This window comes from Burkholderia sp. LMU1-1-1.1, from assembly GCF_040675865.1.
In the GTDB taxonomy this organism is placed as follows: domain Bacteria; phylum Pseudomonadota; class Gammaproteobacteria; order Burkholderiales; family Burkholderiaceae_D; genus Rugamonas.
The window spans coordinates 278,260-295,471 of record NZ_JBEGHG010000067.1 but is presented as its reverse complement, the minus strand read 5'-3'; the positions used below and the strand labels follow the sequence as shown (position 1 = coordinate 295,471).

Below are 17,212 nucleotides of genomic sequence, written 5' to 3'. Positions count from 1 at the left end.
GAAGTCCGTTAGTTTACAGCATCTTTCAAAGCTTTACCAGCTTTAAATTTAGGAACTTTTGCTGCTTCGATGGTGATCTCTTCCTTGGTGCGCGGATTGCGGCCGGTGCGGGCAGCGCGTTCGCTCACGGAGAAGGTACCAAAGCCGACCAGGGTCACGCTGTCGTTGTTTTGCAGGGTCGTGGTCACGCCGTCGATCACCGCGTCCAGCGCGCGCGCGGCGGCGGCTTTCGAGATGTCAGCGGAAGTGGCAATATGGTCGATCAATTCAGTCTTATTCAAAGCAATTCCCCGTCACAAAGGTTATATCGTTTAGCCGCTAAACTCCGGTATTTAAAACCGCAGCGCCGGCCGAGAAAAATCTCAGGCCGTATTAAACAAGCCAGCCCGGTGTCGTGTCAAGCGCTGCACTGTAGAAAAGTAGGCCAAAATAAAAAACAGGCGCTATAAAAGCGCCTGTTTTTGCAATACCAGATACTAATGCTGAACAAAAGTTAGTGTTTTACCACTTCTGTTTGGCCGTCGGCTTTGGCGGCGGCCGCGGCCACCGCTTCCACCGGCGCGGTCTCGGTCAACGGGTCCGGCATGCGTTCCAGGGCGATTTCCAGCACTTTGTCGATCCAACGCACCGGCACGATTTCCAGTTTGTTTTTGACATTGTCCGGGATGTCGGCCAGGTCCTTGACGTTCTGCTCGGGGATCAGCACGGTCTTGATGCCACCGCGCTGGGCCGCCAGCAGTTTCTCTTTGAGGCCGCCGATCGGCAATACTTCGCCGCGCAGCGTGATCTCGCCCGTCATGGCCACGTCGGCGCGCACCGGAATGCCCGTGAATACCGACACCATCGCCACCGTCATCGCCGCGCCGGCCGAAGGACCGTCCTTCGGCGTCGCGCCTTCCGGCACGTGGATGTGGATGTCGCTCTTCTCGAACACTTCGTTTTTGATGCCGAGGCGGTTGGCACGGCTGCGCACCACGGTGCGGGCCGCTTCGATCGACTCCTTCATCACGTCGCCCAGGGTGCCGGTGCGGATCACGCCGCCCTTGCCCGGCATCTGCACGGCCTCGATGGTCAGCAGATCGCCGCCCACCTCGGTCCATGCCAGACCGACGACCTGGCCGATCTGGTTCTCTTTCTCGGCCACGCCGAAGTCGTAGCGGCGCACGCCCAGGAACTTGTCCAGGTTTTTCGGCGTGACGGCGACTTTCTTCTCCGACTTCTTCAGCAGCAGCATCTTGACGACCTTGCGGCAGATCTTCGACACTTCGCGTTCCAGCGAACGCACGCCGGCTTCGCGGGTGTAGTAGCGGATGATGTCGCGCAACGCGGCTTCGCTGACGGCGATCTCGTCTTCCTTCAGACCGTTGTTCTTGATCTGTTTCGGCAGCAGGTAGCGCTGGGCGATGCTGGTCTTCTCGTCCTCGGTGTAACCGGACAGGCGGATCACTTCCATGCGGTCCAGCAGCGCCGGCGGGATGTTGTACGAGTTCGACGTCGCCACGAACATCACGTCGGACAGATCGAAGTCGACTTCGATGTAGTGGTCCGAGAACGTGTGGTTCTGTTCAGGGTCCAGCACCTCGAGCAGGGCCGACGACGGATCGCCGCGGAAGTCCGCGCCCATCTTGTCGATTTCGTCCAGCAGGAACAGCGGATTGCGCACGCCGACCTTCGCCAGCGACTGCAGCACCTTGCCCGGCATCGAGCCGATGTAGGTACGGCGGTGGCCGCGGATCTCGGCCTCGTCGCGCACGCCGCCCAACGCCATGCGCACGAACTTGCGGTTCGTGGCGCGGGCGATCGACTGGCCCAGCGAGGTTTTACCCACGCCCGGAGGACCGACGAAGCACAGGATCGGCGCTTTCAGCTTGTCGACGCGTTGTTGCACCGCGAGGTATTCCAGGATGCGTTCCTTAACCTTGTCCAGGCCGTAGTGATCGCCCTCGAGCACCTTCTCGGCGTTCGCCAGGTCGTTGTTGACCTTGGATTTTTTCTTCCATGGCAGGCTGACCAGGGTGTCGATATAGTTGCGCACGACGGTCGCCTCGGCCGACATCGGCGACATCAGTTTCAGCTTTTTCAGTTCGGCGGTGGCCTTGTCCAGCGCCTCTTTCGGCATCTTGGCCAGCGCGACTTTTTTCTCCAGCTCGTCCAGGTCGGCGCCGTCCTCGCCCTCGCCCAACTCCTTCTGGATGGCCTTGACTTGCTCGTTCAGGTAGTACTCGCGCTGCGACTTTTCCATCTGGCGCTTGACGCGGCCACGGATGCGCTTCTCGACCTGCAGAATGTCGAGTTCGCCTTCCAGCTGGCCCAGCAGGTGCTCCAGGCGCTTGGCGACGCTGAAGATCTCCAGGATCACCTGTTTCTGCTCGAGCTTCAGCGGCAGGTGCGCGGCGACGGTGTCGGCCAGGCGGCCGGCGTCGTCGATGCCCGACAGCGAAGCGAGGATTTCAGGCGGGATCTTTTTGTTCAGCTTGACGTACTGGTCGAACTGCTGAACGATGGCGCGGCGCATCGCTTCGATTTCCGAATCGTCGCCCAGCTCTGAATCGAGCGGCGTCAGGTCGGCCACGAAGTGCGTCGGCGTGTCGGTGATGCGGTTGATGCGCGCGCGCTGCGAACCCTCGACCAGCACCTTCACGGTGCCGTCCGGCAGCTTCAGCATTTGCAGAATATTGGCCACGCAGCCGATCTCGTAGATATCGGAGGCAGAAGGTTCGTCCTTGGCGGCCGCTTTTTGCGCGGCAAGCATGATGCTCTTGCCCTGCTCCATTGCGGCTTCCAACGCCTTGATCGACTTTGGTCGGCCTACGAACAGCGGTATCACCATATGCGGGAAAACTACAACGTCCCGCAGGGGCAATAACGGCAGTTGAGTTTGCTCTGTTAATTTGGAAGTTGTCATGGCGTACCTTATGTGAAAGCGTGATTATGATGTGGGCGCTGATATGCCGAATCACAAGACCGGACCGCAAGAAATAATTCTCTTAAAAAAGAGTCTTTTCAAAGCGGCCAGCCCATTCTAAAAGAACCATCCAATAAAAAAGCCACGCGCGACAGCGGCTGTCACGTGTGGCTTTTCGAATGAAGCCTGCTCTTTTATTGATTTAAATTGTACCGCCTTGCCTCACGGATGCGAAATGAATTTTGCTACGGCATGAGGCAAGTGTGCACAAGTTATTTAATTCTCACCAGACGCTTTGGCCTGGTCTTGGTATATCAATAAAGGTTTGGCGCCACTGGTTATCGTATTTTCATCGATAACCACTTTGGTGACATTGGTTTCATTCGGCAGCTCGTACATCGTATCCAGCAAGGCGTGTTCCAGGATCGAACGCAGGCCGCGCGCGCCGGTCTTGCGGGCCAGCGCCTTCTTGGCGATGGCGTGCAGGGCGGCCGGACGGATCTCCAGCTCGGCGCCTTCCATGTCGAGCAGCTTGGCGTACTGTTTGACCAGCGCGTTCTTCGGCTCGATCAGGATCTGGATCAGCGCCTCCTCGGTCAGCTCCGACAAGGTGGCGACCACCGGCAGACGGCCGACCAGCTCGGGAATGAGGCCGAACTTGATCAAGTCTTCCGGCTCGGCTTCCAGCAGCACCTCGCTGGCGTTGCGCTCCTTCTTGCTCTTGACGCTGGCCGAGAAGCCGATGCCCGACTTTTCCGAACGATTGGCGATGACCTTGGCCAGGCCGTCGAACGCGCCGCCGCAGATGAACATGATGTTGGTGGTGTCGATCTGCACGAAGTCCTGGTTCGGATGCTTGCGCCCGCCTTGCGGCGGCACCGACGCCATCGTGCCCTCGATCAGTTTCAACAGCGCCTGCTGCACGCCCTCGCCCGACACGTCGCGCGTGATGGACGGGTTGTCGGACTTGCGCGAGATCTTGTCGATCTCATCGATATAGACGATGCCGCGTTGAGCCTTCTCAACGTCGTAGTTGCAGCTCTGCAACAGTTTCTGGATGATATTCTCAACATCCTCGCCCACATAGCCCGCTTCGGTCAACGTGGTGGCGTCGGCGATGACGAACGGCACGTTGAGCATGCGCGCCAAGGTCTGCGCCAGCAGGGTCTTGCCCGAGCCGGTCGGACCGACCAGCAAGATGTTGCTCTTGGCCAGTTCGATGTCGTCTTTCTTGCCCAGGTGCTTCAGACGCTTGTAGTGGTTGTACACGGCGACCGACAGGATGCGCTTGGCGGTTTGCTGGCCGATGACGTACTGGTCCAGCAAGTCCTTGATTTCATGCGGGGTCGGCAGGTCCGACTTGGCGCCGGCGACGGATTCGATGGCCGAGGTCTCGTCGCGGATGATGTCGTTGCACAGGTCGATACATTCATCGCAGATGAAGACCGACGGGCCGGCGATGAGTTTCTTTACCTCGTGCTGACTCTTGCCGCAAAACGAGCAGTACAGTAATTTTTCGCCGCTGGAGGATTTTTTGTCTGACATGGGGCAGTTTTCTTTGAGTTACAGAATGGCTTTGCTGTTGCAGCGTGTGTGGCGTTCCGGAAAAGTCCGCCTACCACTACATGCTACCCGAAATAAAAACGAAACGCCCGAACGATTGATCGCCCGGGCGCGTTTTACAGCAATACTGCGCAGCAACGCTGCGATGAAAGCATCAAGCCCGGTTGGACAACATTTTGTCGATCAATCCGTACTCTACAGCCTCTTCCGCCGACATGAAACGGTCACGATCGGTGTCTTTGGCGATCTGTTCGATCGTTTGACCGGTGCGCTCGGCCATGATGGCGTTCAGACGATGACGCAGATACAAGATTTCCTTGGCCTGGATCTCGATGTCGGACGCCATGCCCTGCGAGCCGCCCGAAGGCTGGTGAATCATGATGCGCGAGTTCGGCAGCGAGAAACGCTTGCCCTTGGCGCCGGCGGCCAGCAGGAAGGCGCCCATCGAGGCGGCCATGCCGGTGCACAGCGTCGACACGTCAGGCTTGATGAACTGCATCGTGTCGAAAATCGCCAGGCCGGCCGAGACCGAACCGCCGGGCGAATTGATGTACAGCGAGATATCCTTGTCCGGATTTTCGCTTTCCAGGAACAACAGCTGCGCGACCACCAGGTTCGCCATCTGGTCGTTGACGGGACCGACCATGAAGATGATGCGTTCCTTGAGCAGGCGCGAGTAGATATCGTACGAACGCTCGCCGCGACCGCTTTGTTCGACCACCATCGGCACCAGGCCGAGCATTTCAGTGTCCAGCGCCGGATTACGGTTAAAACCAGTCATTCTATTTCCTTGTGAAGCAGCTAGGCCGGAGTGACAATACTACTACAAATCGTTACGGCAAACTTGCGGCTGTTTGTCACTGCGGCCGGTGCTGAATTACGCTTGAGCGTTGCTTCCCATCAGTTCGTCAAAGGCCACAACCTTGGACGACGTCTTCGACAGGCCCAGGACGTAGTTGACGACGTTTTCTTCCAATACAAGGGCCTCGACTTCGGCCAGACGGCGGCGATCGCTGTAGTAGTACTTCAGCACTTCGCGCGGGTCTTCGTAGCTCTGGGCGAAGTCCTCGACTTGCGCCTTGACCTGCTCGGGCTGGGCTTGCAGCTTGTTCTCGCCGACCAATTGCGACAGGATCAGGCCCAGGCGCACGCGACGCTCGGCTTTTTCGGCGAACAGTTCTTGCGGGAATGGCACGTCCTTGACGTTCATGCCGCGCTGTTCCATGTCCTGGCGGGTCATTTCGGCCAGGCGCTCGCTGTCCTGGGCGATCAGCGACTGTGGCACGTCCAGGGTGGCGGTTTTCACCAGCGCATCCATGACGGCTTCCTTGTTGCGGGCTTTGACACGGCCGGCGACTTCGCGTTCCAGGTTGACTTTGATGTCTTCGCGCATTTTGGCGACGTCGCCATCGGCCACGCCCAGCGACTTGGCGAATTCGGCGTCGACTTCCGGCAGGTGCGCCCACTCCAGCTTTTTCAGCGTGATGGTGAACGATGCGGTTTTGCCGGCGACGTCTTTACCATGGTAGTCCTCCGGGAAAGCCAGCGGGAAGGTCTTGGCTTCGCCAACCTTCAGGCCGACGGTCGCGGCTTCGAATTCCGGCAGCATGCGGCCTTCGCCCAGCACGAACGGGTAGTCTTCGGCTTTGCCGCCTGGGAACTCGACACCGTCGATCGAACCGACGAAGTCGACGGTGACGCGGTCGCCATTGGCCGCGACCGGCTCACCGCCGTCGCCGTGTTCGCCGGCTTCGCCCTTGGTGTGGAAGTGCACGCGCTGTTTGCGCAGGATTTCAATGGTCTTGTCGATTTCAGCTTCCGAGACGTCGGCCTTGACGGTTTCGATTTCCACCGTGGTCAGGTCGCCAACGACGACTTCCGGGTAGACTTCGAACGTCGCGTCGAAGGTCAGCACGCCTTCTGGCGAGTCTTCCTTCGGGACGATGTTCGGGTAGCCAGCTACGCGCAGCTGGGCTTCGTTTGCGGCGTCGTTGAAAGCGCGGCCAACTTTGTCGTTCAACACTTCGGTCTCGATCTGATAACCGTACTGTGCTGCGACCATTTTCAGAGGAACTTTACCCGGACGGAAGCCTGGTGCCTTAGCCGTTTTGGCTTGCACTTTCAGGCGCTTCTCAACTTCGCTGCGTACTTCGGTCAGCGGGAAGGAGATCGTGATACGACGTTCGAGTTTGCCCAAGGTTTCGACTGCAGTTGCCATGTAAAAATCGTCCAAAAAAATAGTAATACAGTTGGTGCGAGGAGGGGGACTCGAACCCCCACACCATTGCTGGCGTCAGGACCTAAACCTGGTGCGTCTACCAATTTCGCCATCCTCGCGGCATGTTTGCACAAAAGCAAAGGGCGACTCGTAAGTGAAAACGGTCGCCCTGGCCCCACTATTCTTCGTGGGAGCTTTCAACTTCAACGCGGTATTCTAACGGGTTTTTTAGCGAAATGTGGTGATTTTTAAACTAACCAGGGTATTCGGCTGTTTTTCGTCCATTTTTGCCTGTTTAACCCGCAAAGCGACCGCTTTTTGGGGTCGTACCCGGTGGGGTACGACCCCGCTGTTAATGGGTTTTAACGGCGTCGCCGGTCGGCTTTTTCACCCGGAACCACGCCGCGTACAGCGCCGGCAGGAACAACAAGGTCAGCGCGGTCGCCACGATCAGCCCGCCCATGATCGCCACCGCCATCGGACCCCAGAATACCGAGCGCGACAACGGTATCATCGCCAGCGCGGCGGCGGCCGCCGTCAGGATGATCGGACGGCAACGGCGCACCGCCGATTCGACGATCGCGGTCCACGGATCGTGGCCGGCCTTGATGTCCTGCTCGATCTGGTCGACCAGGATCACCGAGTTGCGGATGATCATGCCGAACAGCGCGATGATGCCCAGGTTGGCGACGAAGCCCAGCGGACGGCCCAGCAACAGCAGCGCCATCGCCGCCCCCGCCACGCCCAGCGGACCGGTCAGGAAGACCAGCAGCGCCCGCGAGAAGCTATGCAGCTGCAGCATCAGCAAGGTGAAGATGATGAAGATCGCCAGCGGCAGGTTGGCCGCGATCGACGCCTCGGCCGTGCCGCTGTCGGCCGCCGCGCCCTTGGTGGTGATCTGGTAGCCGGCCGGCAGCGAGTCGCGCAGCGCCTTGAGCTTGGGCTCGATCTGGCTGGACACGGTCGGCCCCTGGATGTTGTCGCCCACGTCCGATTGCACGGTGATCGCCCACTCGCGTCCTTCGCGCCACACCACGCCCGGCTCCCAGACGAAGTGCGCGCGCGCCAGCTGGCTGATCGTCACGAACTTGCCGCTCTCGGTCGGTATATTGGTGTCGTTCAGGATCGAAATCGTGTTGCGCTCGTCGAGGGGCTGGCGGATCTGGATGTCGATCAGCTTGATGTTCTCGCGGAACTGGCCGACGGTCGTGCCCGAAAGAATCGTGTTGGCCGCCCGCATCACCGTTTGCGACGTCACGCCGACCGCGCGCATCTTGTCCTGGTCCAGGTCGAGGCGCAGCACCTTGACCGACTCGTTCCAGTTGTCGTTGACGCCGACCGCGTTCGGATTGGCGCGCATGATGTCCTTGACCTGGTCGGCGATGGCGCGCACCGTCGCCACCTCGGTGCCGGTCACGCGGAACTGCACCGGATAGGGCACCGGCGGGCCGTTCGGCAGCAGCTTGACCCGGCCGCGCACCTCCGGGAAATCGTTTTTGAACACGTCGACGATCTTCTTGCGCAAGTCGGCGCGCGCCGCCAAATCCTTGGGCAGCACGACGATTTGCGAGACGTTGGTCTGCGGCAGGATTTGGTCCAGCGGCAGATAGAAGCGCGGGCTGCCGGTGCCGACGTAGCTGGTGACGCTGACCACGCCGGGCTGGCGCCGGATGAAGGCCTCGAACTTCTTGACCTGGGCCTCGTTGGCGGCGAAGCTCGTGCCTTCCGGCGTCCACATCTCGACCATCAGCTCGGTCCGGCTCGAATCCGGGAAGAACTGCTTCTCGATGAAGTTGAAGCCGTAGACGCCCAGCGCGAACACCGCCAGCGACAGCGCGATGGTGGTCTTGCGGTACTCGACGCACCAGTTGACGACGGCGCGGAAGCGGCGGAAGCCGGGCGTATCGAACAGGTCGTGGTCGTTGCCGCCGGCCGCGTGCGGCTTGACCTTGAGCAGGATGAAACCGAGGTAGGGCGTGAACGTCACCGCCACCACCCACGAAATGATCAGCGCCAGCGCGTTGACCGAGAACAGCGAGAACGTGTATTCGCCGGCGGCCGACTTGGCCAGGCCGATCGGCAGGAAGCCGGCGACGGTGATCAGGGTGCCGGTCAGCATCGGAATCGCGGTCGAGGTGTAGGCGAAGGTGGCCGCGTCGAAGCGCGACATGCCCTCCTCCATCTTGCGCACCATCATTTCGACGGCGATGATGGCGTCGTCCACCAGCAGGCCCAGCGCGATGATCAGCGCGCCCAGCGAGATCTTGTGCAGGTCGATGTCGAGCATGCGCATGAACAGGAACGTCACGGCCAGCACCAGCGGAATCGACAGCGCCACCACCAGGCCGGGACGCACGTCCAGGCGGAACGGCTTGCTGTGCAGGCCGAGCGCGACGAAACTGACGGCCAGCACGATCAGCACCGCCTCGATCAAGGTGTGGACGAACTCGCCCACCGAGGCCGTGACCGCCGCCGGCTGGTCGGACACGCGCTCGAGCTCGATACCGACCGGCAGCTTGGCCTTCATCTCGGCCACGGTTTTCTCCATGTGCTTGCCGAGTTCGATGATATTGCCGCCCTTCTCCATCGACACGCCCAGGCCGATCACTTCCTTGCCGTTGAAGCGCATTTTGTCGCCCGGCGGGTCCTGGTACTGGCGCTTGATGGTGGCGAAGTCGCCCAGCCGGAACGCGGTGCCGTTGGCGCGCAGCTCGAGCCCCTCAAGGTCCTTGACGGTTTTCAGCGCGCCGGTGACGCGCACCTGCAGGTTGTCGGTCGGCGTGACCAGCACTCCGGTCGACTCGATGGTGTTCTGCGTGGCGATCTGGTTGGCGATGGCCTCGATCGGAATGCCCAGCTGGGCAAACTTCTTGTGCGAGAACTCGATGATGACCTTCTCGTCCTGGACGCCGAACAGCTCGACCTTGGACACCGACGGCACGCCCAGCAACTGCTGGCGCGCGAAGTCGGCATATTCCTTCATCTCGGCGTAGGTGAAGCCGTCGCCGGAGAGCGCAAAGATCGAGCCGTAGGTATCGCCGAACTCGTCGTTGAAGAACGGCCCCTGCACGCCCGGCGGCAAGGTGCCGCGGATGTCGCCGATCTTCTTGCGCACCTGGTACCAGGATTGCGCGACGTCCTTGGGCGGCGTCGATTCGCGCAATTTCAGCGTGATCAGGCTCTCGCCCGGCTTGGAGTAGCTGCTGATCTCGTCGATGCCCGGCGTCTCCTGCAGTTTCTTTTCCAGCTTGTCGGTGACCTGTTCGGCCATCTGCAGCGAGGTCGCGCCCGGCCAGCTGGCGCGCACCACCATCGCCCGGAAGGTGAACGGCGGATCCTCGTCCTGCCCCAGGTTGCTGTAGCTGAGCGCGCCGCCGATCAGCAGCACGGCGATCAGGTAGCGCGTCAGCGGGATGTGTTCGAGCGCCCAGCGCGAGAGGTTGAATCCTTCCTTCATTTGGCGGCCCCGACGACGGCGGGAGCGGCCGGCGGAGCCGGCTTGACCGCCACCTCGCTGCCAAGGATCTTGACCTTCTGGCCCGGCTTGAGCAGGTTCACGCCCGCCGTGACGATGGTCTGGCCGGGCTTGACGCCGCTGCCCAGTATCAGCTCGTTGCCGGCCACGCCGGCGATGGTCACCGGCGCCAGCTTGACCGCGCCGCCCTCCACCACCCATACCGAGGTCACCGATTTTTCGCTGAACAAGGCCGTCAGCGGCACCTTGATCTGCGGCGCAGCCGTTCTGGAAGCGAACTTGACCACGGCCGTCATGCCCAGCTTGGCTTCCGCCAGGCTGTCGGGGATAGCCACCTTGGCGGTATAAGTACGGGTCGACGGATCGGCGACCGGTGAAATCTCGCGGATCTTGCCGGCCACCGACTTGGTCGGGTCGGCCCACAGGCGCACCTGCACGTCCGAAATCTTACGCAGCGTCTCGACCTTATCCTCCGGCAAGCCGATAACGATCTCCTTCTCGCCGGCCTTGGCCACGCGCACCACCTCCACGCCCGGCTGCACCACCTGGCCAACCTCGGCCGACACCAACGTCACGACGCCGTCGACATCGGACACCAGCGCGGCGTAGCCGGCCTGGTTGGACTGGCCGCGATAGGCGGCCTGGGAGGCATCGACATTCGACTGCGCCGACTTGAAGGTCGACTCCTTCTCGTCGAGCACGGCCTGGCTGACGAAGTTCTTGCTGCGCAGTTCCTGGTAACGTTTCAGCTCGGCCTTGGCCAGATCGCGGCTGGTCTCGGCGGAACGCAGCGCGGCCATCGCCTGGGCTTGCGATAATTGCAAATCCTGGGGATCGAGCTGCATCAGCACCTGGCCGCGCTTGACCAGCGCGCCGACATCGACCTTGCGGCTGACGATCTTGCCGGCGACGCGGAAACCGAGGCGCGATTCGACGCGGGCCCGGACCTCGCCGGAGAACTCGGCATCGACGTCGACATCACTGCTGCTGAGCACGATCGCGCGCACCGGACGGATATCTTCGGTTTTCTCGGCGGGCTTGGAGCAGGCGGCCAGGGTGGCGGCCATCAGCAACGCAATTAAAAGTGGGGAAATCTGACGCGGGATTTTGGGGGCGACCACAGTACTGTCCTTTTTCTTGCTCTGGAGGGTAGTTGGCACTACTATTACGGGTTGGAAATAAATGACTTTCCGTTAATTAATTATAAGCCGAGCAAATTCGTTTGCAAATGACTTTTGCGTCATTAATCTAAAAATATTGCTTTAGGCTGGGTGTGTATGTCAGTTGATCACTACGAGAATTTCCCTGTTGCTTCCATTTTGTTACCAAGTCGTCTACGTCCAGCGGTTGAAGCCATTTACGCCTTTGCCCGCAGCGCCGACGATATCGCCGACGAGGGCGACGCCACGCCGGAGCAGCGGCTGGCCGCGCTGAGCGCCTACGAAGCCGCGCTCGACCGCATCGCCGCCGGCGACAGCGGCCACGCGCCGATGTTCGAACGGCTGGCGCAGGTGGTGCGCGAGTACGGGCTGCCGCTCCAGCCCATGTACGAGTTGCTGTCGGCCTTCAAACAGGACGTTGTGGTGAGCCGCTACCAGACCTATGACGCGGTGCTGGACTATTGCTCGCGGTCGGCCAATCCGGTCGGCCATCTGATGCTACATCTGTACGGCGCGGCCGACGAGCAAAACGTGCGCGACTCGGACGCCATCTGCAGCGCGCTCCAGCTGATTAACTTCCTGCAGGATGTGGCGATCGACCTGCAAAAGGAGCGTATTTATCTACCGCTGGAAGACCTCGGCCGCTATGCCATCCTGCCTGGCGCGCTGGACCAGGCCAGCGCCCGTCCCCGCTGGCGTTCGATGATGAAGTTCGAGGTCGAGCGCGCGCGCGCCCTGATGCTGAGCGGCGCGCCGCTGGCGCTGCGGCTGAAGGGCCGGATCGGCTTCGAGCTGAGGATGATGGTGCAAGGCGGCCTGCGCATCCTCGACGCCATCGAGGACGCGGAATACGATGTCTTCCTGCATCGCCCGAAGCTGACCAGGCGGGATTGGCTGGGCGTGTTCTGGGCGTCGGTGCGCATGAAAAGGCAGATGAAACGGGTGCTGAGCGCGGCGTAAAAGCGGGGGTCAAGTCTGTCATTCGGACACGATCTCAACTGTTGCGGCAGTCGTCGAGCAAAGCTATGCCGTCGACGTCACCACGCTGTACCTTCAGGAATTTCGCGAGATAGCCAAGCAACCCCGGTTGCTCTAATCAGGAACCTTGCAAAGCGATAATTCTGCTCTTGGTCTCAGCGCCGAAGCCGGCAAATTCTTCGTCGGTGAACAAGCCGTTTCGTCGCAACAATAAAATGCGCACAAAGGCGTTCGAGCGTCTCACGTCATTAAATATGTCGGCAAGCTCGCGGTCGCGATCATGGATCAGTTTGTACATGGCAAGGTAGCGCGGATGCGCCGCCTCCTCGTGCTTGGCCACTATTTCTTCGGCTGCCGACAGTATCCGACGGCAACAACGGTCTAGTAAAACCGGTTGCAGATCGCGCAGGTGTCTCCAGTCCGATTCTTCGATGTGCAGCATGACTTAACCAGTCAAGGATAAACCATTATTTTACCGTGGCGCCCCGCAGGCACGCCAACAAGCAATCCAGCGCCTGCCCGTACTGGGCGCACAGCAAGCCGCTGCGCTCCTGATCGGCTTGAGCCAAGCCGCTCCCATGCGCATGGTCGATCAGGATATCGCGCCAAAGAAGGTGCTCCCCGGTGATCGCGGCGAGCAGCGAGTCCAGGCGATCGGTGATCGCTCGGCTCACCCCGGCAAAGGCCTGGGGTTCGGCAAAGATCTCCAAGGTAAGCTGCGGATGCCTGCCGACGGCCTCGTGGTAACGGGTCAGCAGGATCCGGATCTCACCCCACCCGTCGGTTGAGGCCGGGATCGCGCCCAGCACTTCGCCATACACACGATCCGACAACGCCACTAACAGCCCGGCGCGGTCCGCGACGTGGTGGTAAAGGCTCATCGGCGTGGTGCCCAGCCGCGCGGCAAGGGCGCGCATGGACAGCCCTTTTCCATCACCCTGCCCCAGTAATTGCATGGCCGCGTCGAGAATGTCGTCCCGCGCCAGCCCCGTTCCCTGCTTCGGACGGCCGCGTGGGCGCGTCACCGCGAGATCCGATACGTCGTTTGCACCAGGCCCGAAGGAAAAGCGCGGCTGGACACCAGCGTCAAATCGACGTCTTGCGGCAGCGCCCCGAACAAAGGCCTGCCGGAGCCGATCAGTACCGGAACGGTGGTCACCACCATGTCCTCGATCAACCCACCGCGCAAAAAGGACTGCACCACCTGCCCGCCGTCCACATAGATCCGGCGCAGGTTTTGCTCCGTCAGGGCCCTCATCGTCTCCACCGGCGAGAGGCTGGAGAATCGCACCTTTCCTTGCAGCGAACCGGGCACCGAGCGCCCCGCCAGTTGCCTGGACAGCACCAGCACCGGCCGATCGTAGTGCCATTTGTCGAACGACAGCGCCTTCTCGTAGCTACCACGCCCCATCACGATCAGATCCTTGTCCGCGATGAAATCGGCATAGCCGTGATCTTCCGCGGGATCATCCCGCTGCAGCAACCAGTCGATGTCGCCATCGTCGCGCGCGATGTAACCATCGAGGCTGGTCGCAATAAAAACGTGCCCGGTTGTCATCGAATCCCCCTTTTAAATGTACAGCGTATATTTTATAGGATGGGCCCCGTCACATTCAACAGCCACCACCATGGGGGTCTCGGTGTAAGCAGCCAGGCAATATTGCGCCGGACGGGAGACTGGCCGATACTTGCGGATTTCTATGCGATCGATTGGTGAATTTCGCAATTGCCACAGTGGCAAGCATCTCGCAAAATGGCGGGGCATTAGACCAACCACCCATAAATCGGAGACACACAACCATGACAGATCACGTCCGCGCGGCCACACTGATCGCGATGGCCACCGTTGTTGCGGCAATGGCGAGCGCCAGCGCCGAGACCATTACCGTCAAATCACCCGGCGGCGGCAATGTGGTGACCATCGACAGCGATAAATTGACCTATTCGGTAAGCCGCAACGGCAAGATCATCATCGAGCCTTCGCCGCTCGGACTCAACCTGGACATCGGCACGATCGGCCCCGGCGCCAAGCTGACCGGCCGCACCGGCGGCAGCGTCAACGATACCTATGACATCGTCGTCGGCAAGGCGCGCAGCGCGCCCGACCGCTACAACCACGCCGACCTGGCGTTCGCCGCCGCCGGCAAACCGTTCAACTTCCATCTGCTGGTGCGGGCCTACGACGATGGCGTCGCCTTCCGCTACACCTTGCCGGAACAGGCCGGCCTGAAAGCGGTCAAGGTGAAAAGCGAGACCACCCAGTTCAACTTCGCCAAGGACTACGATTGCTGGGGCGCCAACATGGGCCGCTTCGACACGAGCTTCGAGGCCGAGTACGACCAGACCAAGGCGTCGAGGTTCCGGAACTTCCACCACTACATCTCGCCGCTGGTCTGCAAGACCGGCGCCGGCCAGACCACCTTCGCCATCGCCGAGTCCGACGTCAAGGACTATCCCGGATTCTTCCTGGCCGGACGCGGCGACGCCGGACTGGGCGTGGCGGTCACCTTGCCGCCGCGCTTCGACAACGACCGCAACTTCCGCTCCCGCAAAACCATCTCCGCCAGCGTGCAGCTGAAGGGACAGGGCTTCCAAACGCCGTGGCGCGTGGTGATGCTGGCCGACGCGCCGGGCGACCTGGCCGCCTCGTCGCTGATTCCGACCTTGGCCGCGCCGTCGCAGATCAAGGACACCAGTTGGATCAAGCCGGCCAAGACGTCGTGGGACTGGTGGAACGATTGGGCCGTCGACGTGCCCAACGCCGGCGTCAACACCGCCACCTACAAGGCCTTCGTCGACTTTTCGAAGCGGATGAAGCTGGACGATATCCTGATCGACGAAGGCTGGTCCGTCGGCAGCGACATCGAACCGAACGCGGACGCCGACGTCACGCGCGCCAAGCCGGAAATAGACATGCCCGCCCTGCTCCAGTACGCGAAATCGCAAGGCGTGGGCGTCTGGCTGTGGTTGCAATGGCAGCAGCTCGACAACCAGATGGACGCGGCCTTCAAGCAGTATGAAGCCTGGGGCATCAAGGGCGTGAAGGTGGACTTCATGAACCGCAACGACCAGGAAATGGTCGATTGGTACCACAAGGTGCTGGAGAAGGCGGCCAAGCACCACCTGATGGTCAACCTGCACGGCGCCTATCCTCCGACCGGGCTGAACCGCACCTGGCCGAACTACATCACGCAGGAAGGCGTGCTGGGCGCCGAGAACAACAAGTGGAGCGCGCGCATCACGGCCGGCCACAACGTCACGCTGCCGTTCACCCGCATGATCCTGGGGCCGATGGATTACACGCCGGGCGGCTTCCGCAACACCACCCCGGCCAAGTTCCAGCACCGCAATCACGAGCCGATGGTGATGACCACGCGCGGCCAGGCGGTCGCCATGTACGTGGTTTATGACAGCCCGTTCCAGATGGTGTCGGACGCGCCGGCCGCGTACGCCAACGCCGACGGCGCGGAGTTCATCCAGACGGTGCCGACATCGTGGGACGAAACCCGCATCCTGGCGGGCGATATCGGCCAGTACATCGTCTCGGCGCGGCGCAAGGGCGACACCTGGTACATCGGCGCGATGACCAACGAAGCCGGCCGCACTTTGAAAGTGCCGTTGTCATTCCTCGGCAAGGGCGCGTTCAACGCCCACGTGCTGCAGGATGGCGCCGATCCGACCCGCCTGAACGCGGGCGACAGCAAAGTCTCGGCGACGGGAAGCCTGAAGTTGAAACTGGCGCCGTCCGGCGGCGCGGTGGCGGTGATCAAACCGTAGGCCGGCCGCGGCACCGGCGCCGTCCCTCGGGGCGGCGCCTAGTCCTCCGCGCCGGCGCCGCCGGCGTCGCGGTGCCCAATGGGCAGCACCACGCGGAACGTCGTGCCCCGTCCCACTTCGCTGTCGACCTCGATGCTCCCGCCGTGTTTTTGCACGATGCCGTAGGTCACCGACAGTCCCAGCCCCGTGCCCTTGCCGATCGGCTTGGTGGTGAAGAACGGGTCGAAGATGCGTTTCAGGTTGTCCGGTTCGATGCCGCTGCCGGTGTCGGTGACCGAAAACCAGACGTGATCGCCCTCAACGCCGGTGCGCAGGGTGATCTTGCCGTGCCCCGGCCGGATCGCGTGGGCGGCGTTGACCACCAGGTTCATCACCACCTGGTTGATCTGCGACGACAGGCATTCGATCTCCGGAATGTCGCCGTACTCCTTGACGACCTCGGCGTTGTACTTGATTTCATTGGCGACGATGTTCAAGGTCGAGTCGATGCCCTGGTGCAGATTGAACAACTGCCATTCCTTCTGCGAATCGGCGTGCGAGAAATCCTTCAAGTCCTGGACGATGCGCCGCACCCGTTCCAGCCCCTCGGTCGATTCGGCCATCAGTTCCGGGATATCGCTGCGCAGGTAACCCAGATCCATTTCCGCCCGCATCGCCTTCAAGCGCGACACCACCTCGGCCGACTCGATGGCCGACTCGGCCTCCTCGTAGGCGCTGAGCATGTCGCACAGGCTGCCGACGTAGCGCTGCAAGGTGGAGAAATTGGAGTTGATGTAGCCGATGGGGTTGTTGATCTCGTGCGCGACGCCGGCCGCCAGCTGGCCGATCGACGCCATTTTGTCCGATTGCAGCAGCTGGTGGCGGGTCGCCTCCAGCTTGCCGTTCAGTTCGCGCAGTTCGACGTTGCTGATGCTGAGCTGATCCATCATCTGCTGCTTGTCCGACAGCTGCTCGGCCAACTGGCGGTTGCGCTTGCCCAGCTCCTGCGACATCACCTCCAGCGAATTTTCGATCAGCAAGCGGTCGTGCTCGAAGCTGGCATAGGCGTCGTCGACCGCCTTGCTCAAGCCGTCCAGGTCGACCTGACCGTCGCGGCAATACTTCTTGAGCTGGCGCGCCAGCAATGGATGCATGGC

13 protein-coding genes and 1 tRNA gene are annotated in these 17,212 nt (G+C 61.4%); 2 read left to right on the top strand and 12 right to left on the bottom strand.

Annotated features, from left to right (window positions below):
* Window positions 1–8: 8 nt before the first annotated feature.
* The 8 genes from MRBLMU1_RS28890 to MRBLMU1_RS28855 all read right to left on the bottom strand — a co-directional run bounded on the left by MRBLMU1_RS28890 (window position 9) and on the right by MRBLMU1_RS28855 (window position 11,282).
* Window positions 9–281, bottom strand: coding sequence for an HU family DNA-binding protein (locus MRBLMU1_RS28890; protein WP_090319067.1), 273 nt, complete (start codon window positions 279–281; stop codon window positions 9–11).
* 212 nt (window positions 282–493) lie between these two features.
* Complete coding sequence (gene lon / locus MRBLMU1_RS28885; protein WP_363509352.1) at window positions 494–2,905, bottom strand: endopeptidase La; 2,412 nt, start codon at window positions 2,903–2,905, stop codon at window positions 494–496.
* A 276-nt stretch (window positions 2,906–3,181) separates the two neighbouring features.
* Complete coding sequence (gene clpX, locus MRBLMU1_RS28880; RefSeq protein WP_090319072.1) at window positions 3,182–4,450, bottom strand: ATP-dependent Clp protease ATP-binding subunit ClpX; 1,269 nt, start codon at window positions 4,448–4,450, stop codon at window positions 3,182–3,184.
* A gap of 172 nt (window positions 4,451–4,622) precedes the next feature.
* Window positions 4,623–5,249 (bottom strand): ATP-dependent Clp endopeptidase proteolytic subunit ClpP, encoded by a 627-nt coding sequence (clpP, locus tag MRBLMU1_RS28875; protein WP_209712779.1) that lies wholly within the window; start codon window positions 5,247–5,249, stop codon window positions 4,623–4,625.
* A gap of 96 nt (window positions 5,250–5,345) precedes the next feature.
* Window positions 5,346–6,686: a trigger factor gene (gene tig, locus MRBLMU1_RS28870; RefSeq protein ID WP_315219062.1), complete on the bottom strand. Its 1,341-nt coding sequence runs from the start codon at window positions 6,684–6,686 to the stop codon at window positions 5,346–5,348.
* Window positions 6,687–6,718: 32 nt separating this feature from the next.
* Window positions 6,719–6,805 (bottom strand) — tRNA-Leu (locus MRBLMU1_RS28865).
* Between the two features lie 233 nt (window positions 6,806–7,038).
* Entirely contained in the window at window positions 7,039–10,143 is a 3,105-nt protein-coding gene (locus MRBLMU1_RS28860) for an efflux RND transporter permease subunit (protein ID WP_363509348.1), read from the bottom strand.
* Entirely contained in the window at window positions 10,140–11,282 is a 1,143-nt protein-coding gene (locus MRBLMU1_RS28855) for an efflux RND transporter periplasmic adaptor subunit (protein ID WP_363509345.1), read from the bottom strand. Before MRBLMU1_RS28855 ends, MRBLMU1_RS28860 begins: the two co-directional genes overlap by 4 nt.
* 156 nt (window positions 11,283–11,438) lie before the next feature.
* On the opposite strand from MRBLMU1_RS28855, the gene hpnC reads away from it, so the two are divergent.
* Complete coding sequence (hpnC, locus tag MRBLMU1_RS28850; RefSeq protein ID WP_363509343.1) at window positions 11,439–12,281, top strand: squalene synthase HpnC; 843 nt, start codon at window positions 11,439–11,441, stop codon at window positions 12,279–12,281.
* A 136-nt stretch (window positions 12,282–12,417) separates the two neighbouring features.
* Here hpnC and MRBLMU1_RS28845 read toward each other — a convergent pair whose 3' ends face one another.
* The 3 genes from MRBLMU1_RS28845 to MRBLMU1_RS28835 are packed head-to-tail and all read right to left on the bottom strand — an operon-like array spanning window position 12,418 to window position 13,857.
* Entirely contained in the window at window positions 12,418–12,741 is a 324-nt protein-coding gene (locus MRBLMU1_RS28845) for a hypothetical protein (protein ID WP_363509340.1), read from the bottom strand.
* 25 nt (window positions 12,742–12,766) lie between these two features.
* Window positions 12,767–13,324: a TetR/AcrR family transcriptional regulator gene (locus MRBLMU1_RS28840; protein ID WP_363509337.1), complete on the bottom strand. Its 558-nt coding sequence runs from the start codon at window positions 13,322–13,324 to the stop codon at window positions 12,767–12,769.
* On the bottom strand, window positions 13,321–13,857 hold the full coding sequence (locus tag MRBLMU1_RS28835; protein ID WP_363509334.1) for a dihydrofolate reductase family protein: 537 nt from the start codon (window positions 13,855–13,857) through the stop codon (window positions 13,321–13,323). Before MRBLMU1_RS28835 ends, MRBLMU1_RS28840 begins: the two co-directional genes overlap by 4 nt.
* 242 nt (window positions 13,858–14,099) lie before the next feature.
* On the opposite strand from MRBLMU1_RS28835, the gene MRBLMU1_RS28830 reads away from it, so the two are divergent.
* A complete protein-coding gene (locus MRBLMU1_RS28830; protein ID WP_363509331.1) occupies window positions 14,100–16,076 on the top strand; it encodes a glycoside hydrolase family 97 protein in 1,977 nt (658 codons plus the stop codon).
* A 38-nt stretch (window positions 16,077–16,114) separates the two neighbouring features.
* Here the strand turns inward: MRBLMU1_RS28830 and MRBLMU1_RS28825 are convergent, their stop codons facing one another.
* Window positions 16,115–17,209 carry an ATP-binding protein gene (locus tag MRBLMU1_RS28825; protein ID WP_363509328.1) on the bottom strand — a complete coding sequence of 365 codons (1,095 nt, stop codon included), beginning with the start codon at window positions 17,207–17,209 and terminating at the stop codon, window positions 16,115–16,117.
* Window positions 17,210–17,212: the final 3 nt, after the last annotated feature.